20 protein-coding genes are annotated in these 20,100 nt (G+C 73.3%); 8 read left to right on the top strand and 12 right to left on the bottom strand.

Translation table 11 applies throughout. The annotated features are described in order from the left end of the window. The first annotated feature begins 40 nt into the window (after positions 1-40). Entirely contained in the window at positions 41-373 is a 333-nt protein-coding gene (locus WME83_RS38130) for a transcriptional regulator (RefSeq protein WP_020739491.1), read from the top strand. Between the two features lie 16 nt (positions 374-389). Here WME83_RS38130 and WME83_RS38125 read toward each other — a convergent pair whose 3' ends face one another. Then, positions 390-1,355, bottom strand: coding sequence for a tetratricopeptide repeat protein (locus WME83_RS38125; RefSeq protein ID WP_437314617.1), 966 nt, complete (start codon positions 1,353-1,355; stop codon positions 390-392). Between the two features lie 320 nt (positions 1,356-1,675). Here WME83_RS38125 and WME83_RS38120 point away from each other — a divergent pair, with 320 nt between their 5' ends. The 3 genes from WME83_RS38120 (at position 1,676) to WME83_RS38110 (ending at position 5,343) form a co-directional block, all read left to right on the top strand. Beyond that, positions 1,676-2,281 carry a hypothetical protein gene (locus tag WME83_RS38120; protein WP_437314616.1) on the top strand — a complete coding sequence of 202 codons (606 nt, stop codon included), beginning with the start codon at positions 1,676-1,678 and terminating at the stop codon, positions 2,279-2,281. A 312-nt stretch (positions 2,282-2,593) separates the two neighbouring features. Beyond that, complete coding sequence (gene thrS, locus WME83_RS38115) at positions 2,594-3,793, top strand: threonine--tRNA ligase (protein ID WP_437314615.1); 1,200 nt, start codon at positions 2,594-2,596, stop codon at positions 3,791-3,793. Between the two features lie 116 nt (positions 3,794-3,909). Further along, positions 3,910-5,343: a cytochrome P450 gene (locus WME83_RS38110; protein ID WP_437314614.1), complete on the top strand. Its 1,434-nt coding sequence runs from the start codon at positions 3,910-3,912 to the stop codon at positions 5,341-5,343. Positions 5,344-5,399: 56 nt separating this feature from the next. Here the strand turns inward: WME83_RS38110 and WME83_RS38105 are convergent, their stop codons facing one another. Beyond that, the gene (locus WME83_RS38105) at positions 5,400-6,716 is read right to left on the bottom strand and encodes a cytochrome P450 (RefSeq protein WP_437314613.1); all 1,317 of its coding nucleotides are present in this window, start codon (positions 6,714-6,716) and stop codon (positions 5,400-5,402) included. 31 nt (positions 6,717-6,747) lie between these two features. Continuing rightward, positions 6,748-7,158 (bottom strand): Nif11-like leader peptide family RiPP precursor, encoded by a 411-nt coding sequence (locus tag WME83_RS38100; RefSeq protein ID WP_437314612.1) that lies wholly within the window; start codon positions 7,156-7,158, stop codon positions 6,748-6,750. Between the two features lie 390 nt (positions 7,159-7,548). On the opposite strand from WME83_RS38100, the gene WME83_RS38095 reads away from it, so the two are divergent. Then, positions 7,549-8,022, top strand: coding sequence for a MarR family winged helix-turn-helix transcriptional regulator (locus WME83_RS38095; protein ID WP_437314611.1), 474 nt, complete (start codon positions 7,549-7,551; stop codon positions 8,020-8,022). Positions 8,023-8,038: 16 nt separating this feature from the next. On the opposite strand, the gene WME83_RS38090 is transcribed toward WME83_RS38095, so the two are convergent. Beyond that, a complete protein-coding gene (locus WME83_RS38090; RefSeq protein WP_437314610.1) occupies positions 8,039-8,389 on the bottom strand; it encodes an ArsR/SmtB family transcription factor in 351 nt (116 codons plus the stop codon). Positions 8,390-8,399: 10 nt separating this feature from the next. Beyond that, positions 8,400-8,888, bottom strand: a complete 489-nt coding sequence (locus tag WME83_RS38085) for a VOC family protein (RefSeq protein WP_437314609.1) — start codon at positions 8,886-8,888, stop codon at positions 8,400-8,402. A 153-nt stretch (positions 8,889-9,041) separates the two neighbouring features. Here WME83_RS38085 and WME83_RS38080 point away from each other — a divergent pair, with 153 nt between their 5' ends. Next, positions 9,042-9,362, top strand: a complete 321-nt coding sequence (locus WME83_RS38080) for a hypothetical protein (RefSeq protein ID WP_437314608.1) — start codon at positions 9,042-9,044, stop codon at positions 9,360-9,362. A gap of 113 nt (positions 9,363-9,475) precedes the next feature. Here WME83_RS38080 and WME83_RS38075 read toward each other — a convergent pair whose 3' ends face one another. Further along, entirely contained in the window at positions 9,476-10,261 is a 786-nt protein-coding gene (locus WME83_RS38075; RefSeq protein WP_437314607.1) for a DUF481 domain-containing protein, read from the bottom strand. Positions 10,262-10,459: 198 nt separating this feature from the next. Between WME83_RS38075 and WME83_RS38070 the strand changes: the two genes are divergently transcribed. Continuing rightward, positions 10,460-11,791 (top strand): aminotransferase family protein, encoded by a 1,332-nt coding sequence (locus WME83_RS38070; protein WP_437314606.1) that lies wholly within the window; start codon positions 10,460-10,462, stop codon positions 11,789-11,791. Positions 11,792-11,894: 103 nt separating this feature from the next. Then, a complete protein-coding gene (locus WME83_RS38065; RefSeq protein WP_437314605.1) occupies positions 11,895-12,722 on the top strand; it encodes a Uma2 family endonuclease in 828 nt (275 codons plus the stop codon). 13 nt (positions 12,723-12,735) lie between these two features. On the opposite strand, the gene WME83_RS38060 is transcribed toward WME83_RS38065, so the two are convergent. From WME83_RS38060 to WME83_RS38035, 6 genes are all read right to left on the bottom strand, one after another. After that, complete coding sequence (locus WME83_RS38060) at positions 12,736-14,031, bottom strand: RNA polymerase sigma factor (protein WP_437314604.1); 1,296 nt, start codon at positions 14,029-14,031, stop codon at positions 12,736-12,738. Between the two features lie 74 nt (positions 14,032-14,105). Next, positions 14,106-14,531, bottom strand: coding sequence for a YciI family protein (locus WME83_RS38055; RefSeq protein WP_437314603.1), 426 nt, complete (start codon positions 14,529-14,531; stop codon positions 14,106-14,108). A 250-nt stretch (positions 14,532-14,781) separates the two neighbouring features. Next, the gene (locus WME83_RS38050) at positions 14,782-15,792 is read right to left on the bottom strand and encodes a tetratricopeptide repeat protein (RefSeq protein ID WP_437314602.1); all 1,011 of its coding nucleotides are present in this window, start codon (positions 15,790-15,792) and stop codon (positions 14,782-14,784) included. Further along, on the bottom strand, positions 15,783-17,387 hold the full coding sequence (locus WME83_RS38045; RefSeq protein WP_437314601.1) for a serine/threonine-protein kinase: 1,605 nt from the start codon (positions 17,385-17,387) through the stop codon (positions 15,783-15,785). Before WME83_RS38045 ends, WME83_RS38050 begins: the two co-directional genes overlap by 10 nt. 105 nt (positions 17,388-17,492) lie before the next feature. Then, a complete protein-coding gene (locus tag WME83_RS38040; protein WP_437314600.1) occupies positions 17,493-18,167 on the bottom strand; it encodes a VTT domain-containing protein in 675 nt (224 codons plus the stop codon). A gap of 306 nt (positions 18,168-18,473) precedes the next feature. Further along, positions 18,474-20,000: a deoxyribodipyrimidine photolyase gene (locus tag WME83_RS38035; RefSeq protein WP_437314599.1), complete on the bottom strand. Its 1,527-nt coding sequence runs from the start codon at positions 19,998-20,000 to the stop codon at positions 18,474-18,476. Positions 20,001-20,100: the final 100 nt, after the last annotated feature.

The raw sequence follows: 20,100 nt of genomic DNA, 5'->3' as shown, positions 1-20,100 counted from the left end.
GGTGGACCGGCGCAGCCGCGGTGTCACGATCTGGAATTGTATGAGCAAGTCGAAGCCACCGCCGAGCCCAGCGCCCCGGTCGGAGACGGTGCGGCAGACGCTCTTGGAGGAGCTGCGCAGGGGCGCCGCGACCGCGTGGGAGCTCTCCGCGCGCGTCGGGCTGCGCGAGCGCGACGTGACGCCGCACCTCGAGCACCTCGCGCGCTCGCTGCGCGCCCGCGGCGAGCGGCTCTCGATCGCGCCGGCGCGCTGCCTGCGGTGCGGCTACGCGTTCGACGAGCGGCGCTCGCTGGCGAAGCCGAGCCGCTGCCCGGCTTGCCGCGGGGAGCGCATCGAGGCGCCGCGGTTCCGCGTCGACGCGGGCGAAGGGTGACCCTCGCCGCGGCCGCTCACAGCGTCGTACGATCGAGCGTCCCGGGGCGCCGCCGCCGCGCGGCGCGGGCCTCCACCTCGCCGAGCAGGCGCGCGCCCGCGCGCTCGCCCGCGCCCGCGAAGAACGCGCGCGCGCGGGCGGGATCGCCGTGCGCCGCGTAGAGCTCGACGAGCTCGCGCTCCGCGGCCTCGTCGATCGTCGCCTCCGGCGAGCCCGCGCGCGCGGGGCCGAGCTGCACGATGGCGCGCAGCGCCTCCATCGCCTCCTCGACGGCGCCCCCGCGGCCGAGCCCCCGCAGGCTCCACGACTTCACGTAGAGCGCGCGCTTCCGCAGCGCCGCGCCCGCGGCGCCGCGGAGGGCGGCGTCGCAGGCGCTCACGGCCTCGTCGAGGCGCCCCGCCGCGAACGCGAGGTTGGCCAGCGCGAGGTGGGCCTCGGGCGCCTCGCGCGACGCCGGGTGCTCGAGGGCGAGCTGGCGCAGCCGCGCCTCGGCGCCGCGCAGGTCCCCGCTGTCCTGGAGCGCCTGCGCGAGCTTGAGGAGCGCCGAGGGCCGCTGCTCCGCCGCGCGCAGCGCCGGCGCGTCGACGAGCGCGGCGTAGGCCGCGACGGTCCTCGAGAGCGCCCGCGCGGCCTCCGCCTCGAGCGCCGCCCGCCGGGCCTCGGCGCGCTCGCCCGCGGCGCCGGCCTCCGCGGCCTCGTCGAGCACGAAGAGCTGCACGCCGATCGCGCGGCGGCGGCTCGCCTGCGACTCCGCCTCACGGAAGAGCCGTTCCGCCGCCGCGGCGGTGTCTCCGTGACCGGCGCGCGCCGGCGCCGCCGCGGCGGCGTCTCCGTGGCCGGCGCGCGCCGGCGCCGCCCGCGCGATGCACCCCGCCGAGGCGAGGGCGAGGGCTGCGAGGGCGGCGAGCCGCCGCGCCGCCGCCCTGCGCGGCTCCGTAAACCTCCCGGCGGCCCTCGCTGCGCTCTCCAGCACCCGTGACACTCCCTCTCCTCGTGACTCACCGGCTGCAGAGTGACGCGAAACGCCGCGCCCCTCGCGAGCCGAACGGCGCGGGAAGATAGCGGCGGACGCCCCCGCGACCAGGCCAATCGGCGGCGAGCGCGCCGATTCTCGCCCTGCTGACGCGCGGAGATCTGGGCCTTTCGAGCGCCGTGCGCGGCGGACCACACGCGGCGCGCCGCCGCGCACGCGCCGGAGCGCGCTCCGCCTCGGCCCGTCCATTGCGTCTCGGCCTTCATCTTCCCCGTCCGCGCCGTCGCTTCACACCGGGCGGGGAACGCACCGAGATGGAGAGTCACGACATGGCGACAAAGGTGAACTGCCTCCCGTTCACGATGCCCTCGATGCCGCGCCTCGGGCTCGACGACCTCGAGGACCGCTTCAGGCGCCTCTCGCTCCTCATGTACGACACGAGCGTTCCGGGCGCGACGCTGGAGAAGGAGGTTTATCCCTACCTCGCCCCTGGCATCGAGTTCGTCAGTCCGTGGCGGCGCGTGCGCGGCGTCGAGACGTACCAGGTCGACCTCTCCGGAGCGCGCGGCGGCACCCGCTTCGACCTCGACGTCTCGCAGCTGAGCGTCCGGCTCTGCGCGCCGCGCGACGCGGGCCGCGCCGTCGTCGACGGCACCCTCTACCTGAGGCTGTTCCCGCGCTGCGCGTACCCGATGCGGGTGATCCTGACGTACGAGTTCGACCTGATCGATGGAGGCGAGAGCTTCAGGATCACGCGTCACGAGGAGATCTGGCGCGTCACGGACATCCTGCGGAGCGTCCCGTTCATCGGCCGCTCCTACGACGTCTTCCGGTCCTGCTCGGGTTACCTCTTCACCGGGGCGGTGCTCCTCTCCCGCGCCCTCGCCGGCCGGCCGGCCGGCCCCGAGGCCGCGCGGGACGCGCCCTCGCGCTGAGCGGCACGGGCGGCGAGCGGGCGATCCTCTCCAGGCTCCCCGAAGCAGCCCCGACGCGACACAGCGCGATCACGGAGCACGAAACACGCACGGACGTCCCGCTTGACGAGCCCAGGTCACCGCGATAAAACTCCCCTCGTGAGCTCCCGCCTCACCGCGACCACGACGACCACTACCCGCACCGGCGGGATGGTTCTCGTGTGCATGCGATGAGCTGACGAACCACGAGACACCAAGCCCCGCCGGACTCCGGACGGGGCACGTCGCTTTTCAGCGCTCCGTCTGGCCCGGCCACTGCCGACGGAGACTGACATGCTCGACGAAGACGATCATCGTTATCTGGGCCAGCGCCTCGATCTGTTCCACCTCCAGGAGGAGGCGCCTGGCATGGTGTTCTGGCACGCGCGCGGCTTCACGCTCTATCGCGTCCTGGAGGAGGCGGTCCGGCGCCAGATGATGCGCGACAGCTATCGAGAGGTCCGCACGCCGGTGATCCTGCGGCAGGCGATCTGGAAGGCGAGCGGCCACTGGGACAACTTCTCCTCGAACATGTTTCGGCTGTCCGAGGAGGATCACGCCGCCGCCATCAAGCCCGTGAACTGCCCGGGTCACATGCAGATCGTGGCGCGCATGGCGCCGTCGTACCGGGATCTGCCGCTCCGGATCGGCGAGCTCGGCATGGTGCACAGGGACGAGCCGAGCGGCACGCTGCACGGCCTGTTCCGGCTGCGGCAGTTCACTCAGGACGACGGCCACATCTTCTGTGTCGAGGAGCAGGTCGAGGCCGAGGTCGTGCGTTTCGCGAGCGCGCTGCGCGACTTCTATGCCGGCTTCGGCTTCCACGACATGGCGGTCGGCTTCTCGACGCGCCCCGCCGAGCGCTACGGGAGCGACGCCGTGTGGGACCGGGCGGAGGCGGCGCTGTCCGCCGCGGCGCGGAGCGCGGGGCTCGAGTACCGCCTCCAGCCCGGGGAGGGGGCCTTCTACGGGCCCAAGCTCGAGTTCGTGCTGCGCGACCGGCTCGGCCGGAGCTGGCAATGCGGGACGATCCAGCTCGATCTCGTGCTGCCGGAGCGCTTCGACATCACCTATGTCGACGCCTCGGGCGCGCGCCGGCGACCAGCGATCCTCCACCGCGCGCTGTTCGGCAGCGTGGAGCGCTTCCTCGGCATCCTGCTCGAACATTACCGGGGCGCGCTGCCGCTCTGGCTATCTCCCGAGCAGGTCGTCGTGGTGCCGGTGACAGACGCGCAGCGCGCCTATGCCGATGAGGTTCTCGAGCGCCTCCGGCAAAAGGGGGTGCGCGCGATCCTCGACGCGGGCGACGATACGCTGTCGCGGAAGATCGCCCTCGCGCACGCCGCCTCGATCCCCCTGGTCGCGGTGGTGGGCAAGCGCGAGGCCGAGCGCCGCTCCGTGGCGCTCCGGGAGCGCGAGGGCGGACAGCAGCGCGAGCTCCCGCTCGACGAGGCTGTCGTCGAGGTCGTGCGGCGGTGTGAGCCGCAGGCCTGAGCGCGCGCCGGCGATCTCCCGGAACCAGGCGCCGGCGCGCGTGTCGTACGGATCCCCGGAGCCCTGCTCTCCCGGCCCGGGGATCCGCACGACCCTCACCTCACCCACGGAGCAACATGGGATCTCTGCCGCCCGGCCCGACGTCGTTCAGCCTCGTGGACTATATCCGCTCTGGACTCATCTCCTCCGAGCCCATCTTCAAGCGCTACGCCGCCGAGCACGGCCCGACGTTCCGCGTGAAATCTCCGAACGGGACGCTGACCATCACGGGCGATCCGGAGGCGATCCGCGCGATCTACACGGCCGACCCCGATACGTTCGGGGTCTGGGCCGCCGAGCTGGCCGAGCCGGTCTTCGGGACGACCTCGGTGGTCGTGACGGCGGGCGCCCGGCACCGGCGCGATCGGAAGCTGCTCGGGCCGCCGTTCAGCGCCGGCGCGATGCGCGGTCATGGCGAAGCGATCGCGGACATCAGCCTGGGCGAGGCATCGCGGTGGCGGCCGGGGCGCTCGTTCTCGATGCTCGCGGCCACGCAGGCGATCGCGCTCGACGTGATCGTCCGCGTGGTCTTCGGCGTGAGGGGCGAGGAGCGCGTCGGGCGGACCCGCGAGGCCGTGCTCGCGCTCATCGACTCGCTGAGCCCGAGCTTCTTCGTCCTCCCCGCGCTCCGGCGTGAGTTCGGCGGCTGCGGCCCATATGCGCGCAACCGGCGCGCGGCCAGGGCGCTCGAGGCGCTGCTGGTCGAGGAGGTCCAGCGGAGGCGCGCGGCGGGGGACGCTTCGCAGGACATCCTGGGCCTGATGATGAGCGCCCGGCACGACGACGGCGGGGCCATGAGCGACGTCGAGATCGCGGATCAGCTCCGCGCGCTCCTGTTCGCGGGCCACGAGACGACGGCCATGTCGCTCGGGTGGGCGATGTACTGGCTGCACCGCGAGCCCGCCGTGCTCGCGCGCCTCGTCGCCGAGATCGACGCGCTCGGCCCGTCGCCCGCGCCGGACGCGCTCGCGTCGCTGCCGTACCTGGAGGCGGTGTGTCTGGAGGCGCTGCGCATCCACCCGCCGGTGGTCGACGTCGGCCGCGTCGCGAAGAGGCCTTTCCAGCTCGGGCGCTACACCATACCGGCCGGCGAGTCCGTCGCCGCCTCACCGCTGCTCCTGCACGGCCGCGAGGATCTCTACCCGTCGCCCGAGCGGTTTCGCCCCTCCCGCTTCCTCGATCGGAAGTTCTCTCCGTTCGAGTTCATCGCCTTCGGCGGCGGCGCCCGCCGGTGCCTGGGCGCGGCGTTCGCGATGTACGAGATGAAGGTCGTCCTCGGCACGATCCTCGGGAGATACCGGCTCCGGCTCGAGAGCCAGGCGCCCATCCAGCACGTGCGCCGCGGGCTCACCATGGGGCCGAGCGGGGCCATGGCGATGATCCTGGAGGGCGAGCGGGAGAGGCCCAGGGCGGCGGGCGGGGGCGCAGCGGTGGAGGGCAGCCAGGCGGATCCGGCGCTTCAGGGCGTCGCGCCGCGGCCCGCAGCGCGGTGCCCGATGGGCTTCTCCTGAGCGCCGCTCGCCGGTGTGTCCCTTGCGCGTCGCGGGCTGCGCGCGCGCCGCGACGTTCACCGAGCGACCTCATGATCCCGGTCGCACCGGCCGGCGCGCTTGCGCCGCTCCAGGAGGAGCGGCAATCCGTCCCGCGGCACGAGCGGCCGCTGGCCGCCGACGCCCGCCTCGTAGCCTGCCGGCAGCTCGAACCGGAAATCCCTCACCAGCGCGGCCAGCATGAGCTTCATCTGCAGGATCGCCGTCCGCTCGCCGATGCACTTGCGCATCCCGAGCCCGAAGGGGATGTACGCCGGCGCCGGGCGCTCCACGTACCACGGGGAGCCCGGCAGGAAGCGCTCCGGGAGAAACGACTCCGGGCTCTTCCAGTACTGGGGGAGCCGCTGCATGACATAGGGGCTCACGAGCACCTCGTTTCCGGCGTTCACCGCGTGGGGTCCGTGGTGGAACTCCCTCCGCGCCTCGCGCGCCAGCACCCAGACCGGCGGGTGCAGCCGCAACGCCTCCAGCACCACCGCGGACAGGAGCGGGGCGCGCTCCACCTCCGCTGCCCGCGCGCCGACGGCGTCGAGCTCCTCCTCGAGGCGCCGCCGGACCTCCGGGCGCTGCGCGAGATCGTGGAGCGCCCACGCGCACGCCGCGCCCGTCGGCACGTGCGTCACCAGCATCATCACGATCTCGTCGATCAAGGCCTGATCGGCCATCTGGCCGGCGTCCACCGCGCGCAGGAGCGGATCGAGCAGATCGATCGCGCCCGGGTTCCCTGCGGCCCTGCGGTGCTCCGCCGCCTTCAGGATGGCTGTCGCGAGCGCCTCCCGGGCCCGATCGTACGCCGCCTCGTCGTCGGCGGCGTGCCCGAGCCACGCCTCCACCCGCGGCAGCTCGGCCGCGATGTGCTCCACGACCCGCTCTCCCGCGTCCCCGAGGAGCAGCATCGACGCGCTCCGCAGGGCGACGTCCTCGAGCGCCGGCAGCACCGGCCGCGCCTCGCCGGTGCGCAGCTGCGCGAGCCCCTCGCGCACCGCGCGCTGGGCGCCGCCTCCGCGCGCGAGCAGCGCCTCCCGCTGGAACGCTGGCGCGAGCGCCCGCCGGCGCTCCAGGTGCTCGCTCCCCTCGAGGCGGGCGACGCTCCGCGGATAGGCGTCCTGCATCCGGTGCGGCGGCGCCTTGTCCGTGAAGCCTTCCCGGTCGGAGAACACCCGCTGGATCGCGGCCGGATCGGCGACCGCAAAGCACTGCTTGAGCCCCAGCCGGAACCGGAAGAAATCGCCGTACGCCAGCGTGCCGTCGAGCAGGAAGGCGAGGGGATCCGCACGGAACTCCGGCCAGGAGCCGTGCAAAGGGTGACCTTTCGGACCGGGGGATCGGATCATGGCCAGTTCTCCTGAGGGCGTGGAGCGTCGTTCAGGAAGACAGCTGAGCGCCGGCGCGGAGGCTCAAGTACACGGCTGCATGGCTCAGATCCGACGGCGCGCGGAGGCTCAGGTACACGGCCGCGTGGCTCAGGTCCGACGGCGCGCGGAGGCTCAGATAGACGACCGGATACCCGAAGTCGTAGGCCGAGGCGCCGGGCTCCGCGCGCACGTGCTCCTCATAGGCCCTCGCGAGCTCCTGCTCGGTGCACGAGCAGCCCGCCTCGGCGGCGATCGCGAGGATGCGCGCCATGTCCCCGTCGGCCTCGGCCATCTTCTCCGCGAGGCGCTCGTCCGCCTCGACCTGCGCCAGAAACGCGCGCGCGTCGCTCCTCTTCGCGTCTCCTGCCCTCATCCCCTGGTTCATGCTCGAAAAACCGGTTGCTGCGAGTTGTCCGTCCATGTGCGCAGACCTCCTTCGGGCCTCTGGGGGTCACGACGCCGCGGTGGCGGCGTGCCGCGCGGTCCGTCGTCTCCCATCGCCCGTCGCTCACACCCAGAGCAGGTCCCGCGCCAGCGCCGCGGGCCCGCGAAATGGCCGTGGAGGGCGGCCCCCACCAGGCCTGTTGCGCGCGCTCCTGCGCGAGTTGCGCGAGCGCTCACGCGACTCGCGCAGCAGCTCCTCCCTGGACCGCACCGACGCGACGGGGCGCCAGTGTCGCCCGACGGGCGAGAGGACTGGGCGCGAGAGGACTGGGCGCCCCCCTCGCCGCGCACGCCGGCCCGGCGGGAGGCTCTCGCCAGCCCTGCGATCCCGCTTGACAATGTTAGTTAGTCTTACGAACTATTGGGGGTGACCGACACGCTGACCGTCTTCACCACGCTGCTGCTCGCGCGGATCGCTCGCGTGGATCGCACCGCCTTGCAGCTGATCCAGGAGCGCCTCGCCGCGCGGGGGGTCACGCTCGCGGAGTTCCGCCTGATCGGCGCGCTGCTCGGAGAGCGCGTGGGGCTCACCCAGCGCGAGCTCGCCGAGCGGCTGCAGATCACGGCCGCGTCGCTCTCGGCCCTCGTCGGCCGCCTCGAAAAGAAGGGGCTCGTCGAGCGGACCCCCGACGAGAGCGACGCGCGCGCCTTCCGCGTGCGCTGCACGCCTCAGATCGCGGAGTACGACTGGGTGCAGGGCGTGGTGGTCGAGGTGGAGCGCCGCGCGACGCGGGGCATTCCGGCCGCGGAGCTGGAGACGACGAGGCGTGTCCTCGCCGACATGATCGGCAATCTCGAGATCGACGACACGCCCGTTCCACCGATGCGAAGAGAGAAATGAAGCTCGCGGTCGCGTCTCAGGATCTGCCTCCATGGCGCGCGATGGCCGCCTCGCGATCGAGCAGCGCGCCGAGCGCGTCGAGCTTCTCGGTCCAGAATCGCTGGTAATGGGCGGCCCAGTCGTGGACCGCGCGCAGCGGCTCGGCCTCGACGCGGTAGAGCCGCGAGCGCCCCTCCCGGCGGGGTGTGACCAGCCCGGCGTCTCGCAGCACCTTGAGGTGCTGCGAGATGGCCGACTGGGTCACGTCGAACATCGCGCACAGCTCGGTGACGGAGCGCTCCCCGCCGGCCAGCGCGTCGAGGATCGCGCGCCGCGTGGGGTCCGCGATCGCGCGGAAGGTCTCGTCCGGGGAGCGCGCGCCCGTCACTCACGTCACCTCACGTCCCCGCGGGGAAGTGCTTCTCGGCGCCGGCGTCCAGCTCCTGCTTCGTGACCGCCCGCTTCCGCGTCGCGAGCGACCAGCGGTGGCCGAACGGGTCTGTCACGACGCCATAGCGGTCGCCCCAGAACGCGTCCTGGAGCGGCATCTCGACGGTGGCGCCCGCCTCGACCGCGCGCTTCCACGTCGCGTCGACGTCGGGCAGGTCGAGGTGGATCGTCACCGCGGAGCCACCGAGCGCCTTCGGCGTGCGGCTCACCCCGCCGGACATCTCCGGGAAATCGTCGCTGAGCATCACGAGGCCGCCGTTCACCATCAGGGCCGCGTGGATGAGCTTCTTGCCGTCCGGCGTCGGCTGCTCGGCCGTCACCGTCGCGCCGAACGCGCGCCGGTAGAAGTCGATGGCCGCGCGGGCGTCGTCGACCGTCAGGTAGGGCGAAACAGGGGGAGGGGCGGGGGGTTCGTGGCTCGTCGTCATGGGCGGCATCCTATTAGTGACCTCTAATATGTCAACCGACCGGCATGGCAGCGCGCTCGCCCGCATTCGGCGCGGGATCCCGGCCCGGAGATGCCGGGCCGGCTTGTGATCCGGGCGAGCGGCTCCAGATTGTCCTTACAAACCTACTGTACGAGGAGAGCCATGCTGCAGAAGCCCATCGAAGGTACGTGTTTCCTGTGCGAGGCCAGCGCGGCGCGCTGGAACGATCCGGCGGCGGCCGGCGATCCATCGGAGGCGGGCCGCGAGAAGGAGGGCCTCGCGCGGCGGCTCGACGAGCTGAGGAAAGGGGCGTGTACCCCCGAGGAGCTCCGCTCCCACCTCCTGCAGATGTGCGCGATGTGCCAGAAGGTGCTGATGGATGTGGGCGAGGGCGCGACGAAGGAGGAGGTCATCTCCCGGCTGGAGTACCGCGTCGCGCGCCTGCGGGACGTGGCGCGCGCCGAGGGCGGGGCCGCTGGCTGAGGCCGCGCCGAGGCGAGCGCTGCCCCGGGCGCACGCGACGCCGCGGCCGCAGCTCAGGACGCCGCGGCGCGGCTCAGGACGCCGCGGCGCGGCTCAGGACGCCGCGGCGCGGCTCAGAAGGTGACCTGGAGCGCGCTCTTCAGCGTCGCGTCGAGGGGGACGACGCCCTCCGGCGGCGCGGCGTCGTAGGCCGAGCTCAGGGCCATCTTGATCGACAGGTGCTTCGTCGCGGTCGCGAGGAGCGACGTCTCGCTGAGGACGCGCACGTCCCCGCCGCGGTCGAGCCGCGGCTGCAGGTAGAAGGTGTTGCCGAGCTTGAGGTGGGGCGTGACCGACGTCGCGAGGAGGAGGTACGTCGACAGCCGCGCGTCCGTCACCTGCTCGCCCGCGTCCGGCTCCGGGCCGGCCGCGAGCTGCTCGTGCTCGAGCATGAGCGCCGCGCCGACGGCGGCCTCGAACCCCTCGAAGGGCGTGACGCGCAGCCGCGGCCCGGCGCCGAGGAGCGCCCGCAGCGCGAGCCGCCGGAAGTCGTCGCGGTCGTGCTGCACGAACGCCTCGGCCTCGAGCGGCCCCGCGATCGTGAGCCGGTAACGGAGGTGCTCGAGGTCCTTGTTCACGATCGGATCGCCGGCCTCCTCGGAGAACTCGGCGCGGGCCATGGCGAAGACCTGGTGCCGGCCGGCGCGGTAACCCGCGATGACGCCGCCCGCCAGCGCGACGAGGCGCGTGTTCCCGGTCCGGACGTCGGCCGAGCCCTCGACGGCGACGGCGAGCCCGTTCTTGTCGCCGTTCGCGGCGATCACCGGCTGGACATTGACGATCTGGGCGCCCGCCCCGGAGGAGAGCAGCGCGATGGAGAGGACAGCCGACGTGCAGGCGAGGCGACAAGGACGGATCACGGACGTCCTTGTACCGCGATCTCGCGCGGCGCCGCGAGCGCGCTCGTGCCGTCTGGACATCGCGGCAGAGGCGGCGGGCGCCGCGCGGAATCGCGAGGCGAGGCGCGCGGGAGCGGGCGAGCGGCGCCGGGAAATTCGCGTGCGGGGGGGTGGGATCACCCACTACGCTGGGCACCTCCTCGAACCGCGAAGGTTACCATGAGCGATGACATCGTTGAGCTGACCACGAAGCACACGTACGGCACCTGGCGCGCTCAGCGCGGCTGGAAGCCGATCCACGTCACCCGCGCGGAGGGCTGCGCGTTCTGGGATGCGTCCGGAAAGCGCTACCTGGACCTGTCCTCGCAGCTCATCTGCTCGAACCTCGGACACCAGAACGAGGCCGTGATCGAGGCGATCTGCGCGCAGGCGAGGCAGCTCGCCTACATCAGCCCGGCGCACACGTGCGAGGTGCGGGTCCGGGCGGCGCAGAAGCTCCTGGAGGTGATGCCGAAGGGGCTCGACAAGTTCTTCTTCGCGACGTCGGGCACCGAGGCGAACGAGGCGGCGTTCAAGATGGCGCGGCTCTACACGGGCAAGCACAAGATCATCGCGCGCTACACGTCGTACCACGGCTCGACGGCGGGCTCGGTCGCGGCGACCGGCGACTTCCGCCGCTGGTTCATCGAGCCGGCCGGCAAGATCCCGGGCGTGGTGTTCGGCCCGGAGGTGAACTGCTATCGCTGCCCGCTCGGCCGGAGCTACCCCGAGTGCGGCGTCGCGTGCGCCGACTACCTGGCTTACATGATCGACCACGAGGAGAACGTGGCGGCGGTGCTGGTCGAGCCGATCGTGGGCACGAACGGCGTCCTCATCCCGCCGGCCGAGTACCTGCCGCGGATCGCCGAGGTCGCGCGAAAGCGAGGCGTGCTCCTCATCGCAGACGAGGTGATGAGCGGGTGGGGAAGGACCGGAAAGTGGTTTGCGGTCGATCACTGGGGGGTGGTGCCGGACATCCTGACGACCGCGAAGGGCGTGACGAACGCGGCCGCGCCGCTCGGGGTGGTGGCGACCTCGCGCGCGATCGCGGACTACTTCGATGACAACATGTTCGCCCACGGCCACACCTACGAGGCCCACCCCCTCACGCTGGCCCCGGTGGTCGCCGCGATCGACGAGTATCGGCGGCTCGACCTCCTGAACCGCGCGACGAAGATGGGAGAGGTCGTGGGCGAGAAGCTCCGCGCCCTCAAGGAGAAGCACCCCTCGATCGGCGATGTGCGCGGGATCGGCCTGTTCTGGGCGGTGGAGCTCGTGAAGGACCGCGCGACGAAGGAGCCGTTCAACGTGCCGCAGGACAAGGCGGCTCGGCGGCCCCTGGTGGTCGACGCGGTGGTCGCCGAGGCGGCGAAGCGCGGGGTGTCGCTCATGGGGTGGGTGAGCCACCTGCTCGTGGCGCCGCCGCTCATCATCAGCGAGGCGGAGATCGAGGAGGGGATCGCGGCGCTCGACGCGGCGCTCGACGTCGCCGATCAGAAGCTCTCGGCCTGAGGCGCCCCGAGGGCCAGGCGGCCCGCGGGGCGGTCGGGCCGGCCTGGCCCGGGCCGGCGCGGCCCCCCGCGGGCCAGGGGACTGGCGTGCTATGCTTGCGGGCATGACCGCACGTTGGAACGGCATCCCGACCCGTCCGCCCCGGAACACGGGGCCGATCGAGCTGCGGGACTTCGGGCCGACCGGCCGCCGGCTGGGTACGCCCGACGACTGTTTCGACGGCAGCCCGTGGGAGCTGCACCGCGGGGAGCTGATCGAGCAGATGGGGAGCAAGGATATCCACGGCATCGTGATGGCCCTCCTCGCTGCCCTCTTCCGCACGCACGCGCGCGAGGGGTTCACGGTGATGACCGACGTGTACTGCGACCTCAGCGACCCGGCGGGGCCCTCGCTCCGGGCGCCGGACGTGGTGCTCGTGGGCGACCTCTCGTCGCCGCGGAACGATGCCTACCGCGGGACGCCGGTGCTGGCCGTGGAGATCCGGGGCACCCAGTCGAAGCGCTACCTCGAGGAGAAGGTGAAGCTGTACCTGGAGCACGAGTGGCCCTGGGTCTGGATCGCGCACGCGGAGCGGCGGGAGCTCGAGGTCGTGCGGCCGGGGACGGCGTCGATCACCTACCGGCCGGGCGCCGAGGTGCCGCTCCTGCCGGAGCTGGACAAGCACGGCCTCGGCGCCGTGCCGGTCGCGGCGCTGTTCGAGGAGCGCGAAGCGTCGCGGTTCACGGACGAGTGGGTGCAGGCGCGCGCCCAGACGCAGGCCCACGCGCGCGCGATCCTCGCGGTGCTCTCCGCGCGGGGGATCGCGGTGCCCGAGGCGGTGCGGGCCCGGGTGCTCGCGTGCGAGGACCCGGCGGCGCTCGGGCGCTGGCTGACCAGCGCGGCGACGGCGGCCAGCGGCGCGGCGTTCGCGGCGGCGGTGGATCGCGGGTGACGCCCGGCGGCCGTCACCGGCCCGAGGGGGCCGGCGGCGGCGCCGAGCCGGGCGCGCAGGCGGCGGCGCGCCCGAGGAGCAGCTCGCGCTCGCGCGCGTTGCGCGTGAGCGACGCCGCGCGCTCGAACTCGACGCGCGCCTCGTCGAGGCGGCCGAGCTTCGCGAGGAGGTCGCCGCGCACGCTCGGCAGGAGGTGGTAGCTCTCGAGGGCGCGCTCCGAGGTCAGCGCGTCGACCACGGCGAGGCCCGCGGCCGGGCCGAACGCCATCGAGAGCGCGACGGCGCGGTTGAGCTCGACCACGGGCGACGGCGTGACCTGGGCGAGCGCCGCGTAGAGCGCGGCGATGCGCGCCCAGTCGGTCTCCGCCGCGGTGCGCGCCCGCGCGTGGCAGGCGGCGATCGCGGCCTGGAGCGCGTAGGGCCCCCGCGCGCCGCCGAGCTGCTCGGCGCGCTCGAGCGCCGCGAGGCCGCGGCGGATCAGGAGGTGATCCCAGAGGGCGCGGTTCTGATCCAGGAGCAGGATGGGCTCGCCCGACGGGCCGACCCGCGCCCTCGCGCGCGACGCCTGGATCTCCATGAGCGCGACCAAGCCGTGGACCTCCGGCTCCTTCGGGACGAGCTCGGCCAGGATGCGGCCGAGGCGGAGCGCGTCCTCGCAGAGGGCAGGGCGCATCCAGTCGTCGCCGGCGGTCGCCGAGTAGCCCTCGTTGAAGATGAGGTAGACGACCTGGAACACCGAGGACAGCCGGGGCGCGAGCTCGGCCCCGCGGGGGACCTCGAAGGGGACGCGCGCCTCGGCGAGGGCCCGCTTGGCCCGGACGATGCGCTGGGCGACGGTCGGCTCCGGGACCAGGAACGCGCGCGCGATCTCCTCGGTCGTCAGGCCTCCGAGCAGGCGGAGCGTGAGCGCCACCTGCGCCTCGGTGGAAAGGACCGGGTGGCAGGCGGTGAACACGAGGCGCAGGAGGTCGTCGCCCACGTCGTCGTCGAGCGCGGCGTCCGGATCGGGCGCGGCCGTCGCGCGCTGGGCCTCGATCTCGTGGCCGAGCTCCTCGTGCTTCCTCTCGAGCAGCTTGCTCCGGCGGAGCTCGTCGATCGCGCGGCGCTTCGCGGTGGCCATGAGCCACGCGCCCGGGTTGTCCGGGACGCCCGACTCCGGCCACCGCTCGATCGCGGCGACGAGCGCGTCCTGCGCGAGCTCCTCGGCGAGGCCGACGTCGCGCACCATCCGCGTGAGGCCGGCGATGAGCCTGGCGGACTCGATCCGGAAGACCGCGTGGATCGCGCGATGCGCCTCGGGAGCCGTCACGGCGACCGATCAGAGCAGCTTCCTCCGCCGGCGCAAGCCCCCTCGGCCGCCGCGATCCCCGGGGAGCGCCGTGGCTATTTCTTCGCCTCGACCTGCGCCCGCAGGCGATCCTCCTGCTCCCGGAGCTCGGGCGTGAGCGCGGGGCCGAAGTCGTCCGCCGTGAACACCTGGCGGATCTCGACCTCGGAGTCCTCGTACATGGGGTTGGGGCAGCGCTTCACCCACGCGATGGCCTCTTCCTTCGACTTCACCTCCCAGATCCAGTAGCCCGCGATCAGCTCCTTGGTCTCGGCGAAGGGCCCGTCGATCACGGTCCGCTTGTCGCCCGAGAACCTGACGCGCGCGCCCTTCGCGCTCGGATGGAGCCCGTCGCCCGCGACCATCACGCCGGCCTTCACCAGCTCCTCGTTGAACTTCCCCATCTCGGTGAGGAGCTGCTCGCTCGGCATGACGCCCGCTTCGCTGTCCTTGGTGGCCTTGATCAGGATCATGAATCGCATGGTCGTTCTCCTTGCTTCCGTGGGGAGCCGGGCTTCCGTGCTCCGGCAGGGGTGCGTCCCTGGCTCTACCGACGCGACGAACCGGAGGGGGCAAGATCGACACGCGGGGCGATCTTTTTTGCGGATGATGATAAGTACGCGAACTTATTGAAGTTTGCGCGTTCCGGCCGCCGCTCCTGACCGGGACCTCGAGGGCCGCCCTCGGCGGCCTTTCCTCCGGGGGGCCGTGGCCGCCGCTGCCGGGGCTTCGCTAGAAGCGGCTGTGCAGCAGCGCGCCGCCGCCGCCCGGCAAGATCGCGGGCGTGAGGGCGACCGAGGTGCCCTGCTCGGGCGCGGTCAGGAGGAGCACCAGGCCGGCGCCGAGCCCGGCGAGGCCGATGGCGCCGAGCACGGTGCTCGTGGTGGTGAGCGTCTGGCCTCGGGAGCTCAGCGACATGCCCTCGTCGCTGCACCGCGAAGGATCCGGGCACTCCTGCTCGAGATCTCCCTTCGCGCCGATCGCGAGCCCGCCCGTGATGAGGCTGCCGCCCAGGGCCGCGACGCCGACGCCGCCGACCACGAAGGCGAGCGTCCGCCGCGCGCTGGAGGCGGGCGGCGGGGCGTCCGGGGGAGGCGAGGGGGCCTGCGGCGCCTCGGACACGCGGTCCGGGGGCGGCGGCGCGGCGGCGACCGGCGGCGGCTCGAGGCGCACGTCCTTGCGCGCGCCCTCCGCGACCGACACGCGCGCCTCGGCCTGCCGGCCGTCCGCCCACCGCGCGACGATCACGTGGTCGCCGGGATCGACCGGGAGCTCGCTGCCGAGGCTGGCCTGCGGCACCGCGACCCGGTCGAGGACCACCTCCGCGGGCGCCGGCGCGCCGTCCGCGACCTGCACGACCAGCTTGGGCAGGCGCGGCTCGAGATCCGCGATGCGCTGCTGGGTGATCGGGAGGCGGGGGTCGCCGGGCGTCAGCTGCGTGAGGAGCTCCTTGTAGTGCTGCATTGCGCTGACGAACCGCCCGAGCTCGGCCTCGCACTGCGCGAGGTTGAACAGGGTGCCGCGAGCCGGATACAGCTCCTGGCTCTTGCGGAAGAGCGGAATCGCACGGACGCAGTCTCGCGCCTCCAGGGCCGCGCGGCCCTGCTCGAAGAGCGCCTGCGCGTCGGCCGCTTTGGAGCTCGTGGGCTGCGCGGCCGCCGTTCGGCTCATCGCGCAGACGAGGGCGAACGACAGGAGGCCGCGCGCCGCCGCGCGAACCCTTGCTTGCTTCGTCAGTTCCATAGCGTTCCTGGATCCACGGGCTTCTTCGGCGGGGCCGCCGTCGGTCGCGGTGTCGGCTTACGTGGTGATGCGGTCCCGAGGCTCGCGCTCGGCTTGGGGGCGGGCGCCGGCGGAGATGCCGCCGGCCTCGCCGTGGGGCCGGCAAAGGCGCTCTCGGGGCGCTCCGAGCTGACCGCAGGCCCAGGGGCCGCGGTCTCCGTGGCATCCGCGGCGGGCGCGGCCGTCGCCGCGCCGGGCGTCACGGTGGGCGCGCCGGGCGCGGCCGTCGCCGCGCCGGCGACGGCGGACGCCGGAGGTGGCTCCGGCGCTGCGGCCGAGGTCACGGGCGCGCCGTCGACCACGGGCCCGTTCGCCGTCAGCCGCCACGCAAGGACGAACCCGGCCAGCAGGCACGCGCCGGCGGCGCCGGCGAGCAGCGCCACGCGGCTCCGCGGCGTGCGGGTCCGCGTGGTGTTGCCCCAGGAGGCGTGGGGCAGCGTCGCGTGCGCCGTCCCCGCCGCCTCGCTGCCGGGCGACGACGGCGTGCCCGGAGGAGGCGTCGGCATGGGGGCCGTCGTCGCGGGCTCGGGCGCTCGGACCCACGAGGGCGACGACGCGCTGAACGCGCCGGCCGTCCCGGTGGGCGCGGCCACGTCCGGCGAGGAGCCGGCGCGGGGCGCGAGCTCCGGCAGGAGCCGGTCGATGCTCTCGAACGCGAGCCTGGCGCGGTGCGTCCCGAAGGGCGCGAGCACGCGGGCGATCTCGGTCACGCTCTGGACGCGGGTGTTCGGGTCCTTCACGAGACACCGGCTCACGAGCGCCGCGACGGCCGGGGGCACGTCCGGCCGCAGCGCCGTGATGGAGACGGGCGTGTCCATCATGATGGCCGCCGTGACCGCGGTGACGCTGTCGCCCTCGAACGGGTGCCGCCCCGTGAGCATGCGATACAGGATCACGCCGAGGGCCCAGATGTCCGTGCGCACATCCGCGAACTTCAGGCTGCGGATCTGCTCGGGCGACATGTAATGAATGGAGCCCATGATGAGGCCGGTCGCGGTCAGGCTCGCCTCCTTGACGGAATCGCCGGTGGCGATGAACTTCGATAGACCGAAGTCGAGGACCTTGAGAAGGGGAGTGCCGTCGGGGCGGCGGGTGAGGAAGAGGTTCTTCGGCTTGAGGTCGCGGTGGATGATGCCGCGCGCGTGGGCCTCGGCGATGGCCTCGCAGGCCTGAAGGAGGTAGTCGGCCGCCTCGGCGAGCGGGAGGGGGCCGCGGGTCTGGAGCACGTGGCCGAGATCGTCGCCGGTCAGGTACTCCAGCACCATGTAGGCCGCGCCCGTGTCCAGCGTGCCCACGTCGAGGACGCGCGCGATGTGCTGTCCGTCGAGGGCAGCGGCGGCGCGGGCCTCGCGGAGGAAGCGGGCGCCGGCGTCGGGGAGCGCCGCGGCCTCGGGGAGGAGGAACTTGACCGCGACGCGGCGCTCCAAGACGAGGTGCCACGCCGCGAGGACCACGCCCATGCCGCCCGCGCCGAGGACGCGCTCGATGCGGTATTTGCCCGCGAGGACGTCGCCGGGCACGGGGACGCCGGGGGGGACGGCGGGCTGCTGCGGCATGGTAGGTGGAGAGCGTAGCCGCGCGGTGGTGCGGAGTACAAGAGGCGGGCGGCCTTCGGAGCACGCGCGGCGGCGTCGCCGGCCGCGCGCGCAGGATGGCGCAGGCTACGGCTCGGTCCCGAGCCGCTCGGCAGCCTTCTTCTGCTGGAGACGGTGCTTGACGGCCCCGAAGATGACCGGCGCCACCGAGACGAAGATGATCAGGTAGACGACCCGCTCGATCTGCTTCGCGTCGAAGACCTTGCCCAGGAAGTACCCGAGGAAGGTCATCGAGAAGACCCAGAGCACGCCGCCCACCACATTGAACATCACGAAGCGCCGGTACGCCATCTGCCCCACGCCCGCCACCACCGGGGCGAACGTCCGGGCGAACGGCATGAAGCGCGCGAGGATGATCGTCTTGCCGCCGTGCTTCTCGTAGAACTTCTGCGTCGCGATCAGGTGATCTTTGCGGAACAGGAGCGACTGCTCGCGCGTGAAGATCTTCGGCCCGGCGCGCCGCCCGATCGAGAAGCCCACCGCGTCGCCGACGATCGCCATCGTCATCAGCGTGACGTTCATCAGGAGCAGGTTCTGGAAGTTCGTCAGATTGAATGGGTTGATGAGCCCCGCATTGACGAGCACCCCGGCCGTGACGAGCAGCGAGTCCCCCGGAAGGAAGAACCCGATGAGCAGCCCCGTCTCGGCAAAGATGATGATCATCAGGACGGGGTAGCCGCCCCACTCGAGGAGCGACTCGAGCTCCCTCAGCCTGCTGAAAAATTCACGGAGGAGTTCCACGCCCGCTCGATAGCTCACCTCGGCGGCCGCGTCGAACCCCGCGTGCACCCCCGCCCGCGCCCCCGCCGCCGGCGTCCAGCGCGGTCGTTCCCGCGCGCGCCGCCGCCCGCGACCCGCGCCCGCGCCACGCGCCGCCTCGCCGCCGCACCGCCGCGCCGCGCCGCCGCGCCCGGTCCTCCGCCCGCGCCCCGGAGGCGTCCAGCGCCCGGAGGCGCCCCAGGAGACGCGCTGCCCCGCGGCGCCTCCCGGAGACCCCGGGCGAGCGCGCGGCCGCGCCGGCCGCCCGCGCCGGCGTGGCCGCGCGCGCTACCGCGCATAGCGCGCCAGGTACTCCTTGAGGTGCAGCTTCCGCGCGGCGCTCTCGGACGACATGTAACGGATCGTGCCGAAGATCTCCCGCTCCGGACCCCAGGCCCGATCGTAGCGGCCGAGCACCCAGAAGATGCCCGACGTGGAGTTCGGGTCGCGGCCGTCGAGCGCATACCGATCGTTGAGCTCGATCATCACCTCGAGCGCCTCGCGCGGCGTCCGCGACCACTCCAGGATCTTCTTGCCCCAGAGCATGCGCAGGTAATTGTGGATTCGACCCTCGCGGAGGAGCTCGACCTGCGAGGCGTTCCAGAGGCGATCGTAGGTCGCCCCGGCCGCGAGCGCCTCGAGCGGGTAGAGGCGGGGGCGCGGGTCGCGCTCGTGCTTCGCCAGCGTCGCGAGCGCCCAGTCCGGGAGAGACTCGTAATCGGTCGGATCGCGCTTCCACGAGAGGCGCGGCCCGTCTCCCTCGCTCGCCCCGAGCGCGAAGGCGTTGAACCCGAGCTCCCGCCACGTGACGAGCTGCTCGAGGAACGCCTCGGCCGAGGCGCTCATCCCCCAGAACCCCTCGCGGCTGCCGCTCGGCCTGGCGACGCCGCCCTCGGGGCGGCCGAGCCGCTCGGCGCGGAAGCCCTCGCGCCGGGCGACGGCGGCGAAGGCCTCGTGCGCCCCGAGGTGGCCGAAGTGCAGGTACGGCGACAGGCCGCTCGCCGCGCCGGCGTCGGGATGATCGCGCCCCTCCAGGTAGCCCGGGAGCCGCTCCGCGACGAAGCGCGCGAGCTCCTCGCCGGCCGCCTCCGGGCCGCCCCGGCGCGGCACCGGCGCGACGGTGTGATCGATGGGGAGCGCGGCGAGCGCGGCAGGGTCGCCCCCGAGCAGCGCCGGAGAGGCCGCCGGCCACCGCCGCGCGATCGCGCGGGGGAGCGGCGCCGCCGGCCGGAGCCTCGCCTTCCTCAGCGGATCGGCCGCCGGCTGCGCGCCGAGGTGCTCGCCGATGACCCGCTGCCAGAAGATGCGGAACGAGCGCGCGGTCGTGAACACCCGCTCGGCCGCGCGGATCGGCAAGAGGCCGTTCGAGTCCACCTGCTCCAGGCGGACGGGGACCTGCCGCGCGGCCGAGGCGACCATCCGGGGGAGGAAGAAGCAGGGGTAGTCGTCCGTCACGACCACGCACGCCCGCGCCGCGAGCGCGCCGAGCAGGCCCTTGCCGGCCCCCGCGGCGGGCTCGACGTACGGGTGCGCGAGGACGCCCGCCGCGGCGAGGCGGCGCGCGTTGTCGGCCATGCCGTCGATCACGAAGCGATGGTGCCTGTCGCTCGCCCAGCGGTAGCCGCACCGGAGCGCCTCCAGCACCACGAGCGGCCGATCGAGCTCCTGCGACCAGGCGACCGCGCGCTCCAGACCGAAATTGTACCGGGTCCGGCGACTCGCGATCATCCAGTAAAGGACGTAATCGCCGTCCTCGCGGACGGGCATCGCGTTGCGGGTGCGGAGCCGGAGATCGGGGACGCTGCTCGAGATCACGAGAGCTCCTAGCACGGCGCGGCAGGGGCGCGCAGTTCCGCCGGGCAGGATCGCCCGGAGGGGCCCGGCCCCTCGGGGTCCGCCCATCCTTGCGCTCCGG

The organism is Sorangium sp. So ce385 (assembly GCF_051474135.1).
In the GTDB taxonomy this organism is placed as follows: domain Bacteria; phylum Myxococcota_A; class Polyangia; order Polyangiales; family Polyangiaceae; genus Sorangium; species Sorangium cellulosum_D.
The sequence above is the reverse complement of the archived record's forward strand: the minus strand, read 5'-3'. Positions and strand labels throughout refer to the sequence as shown.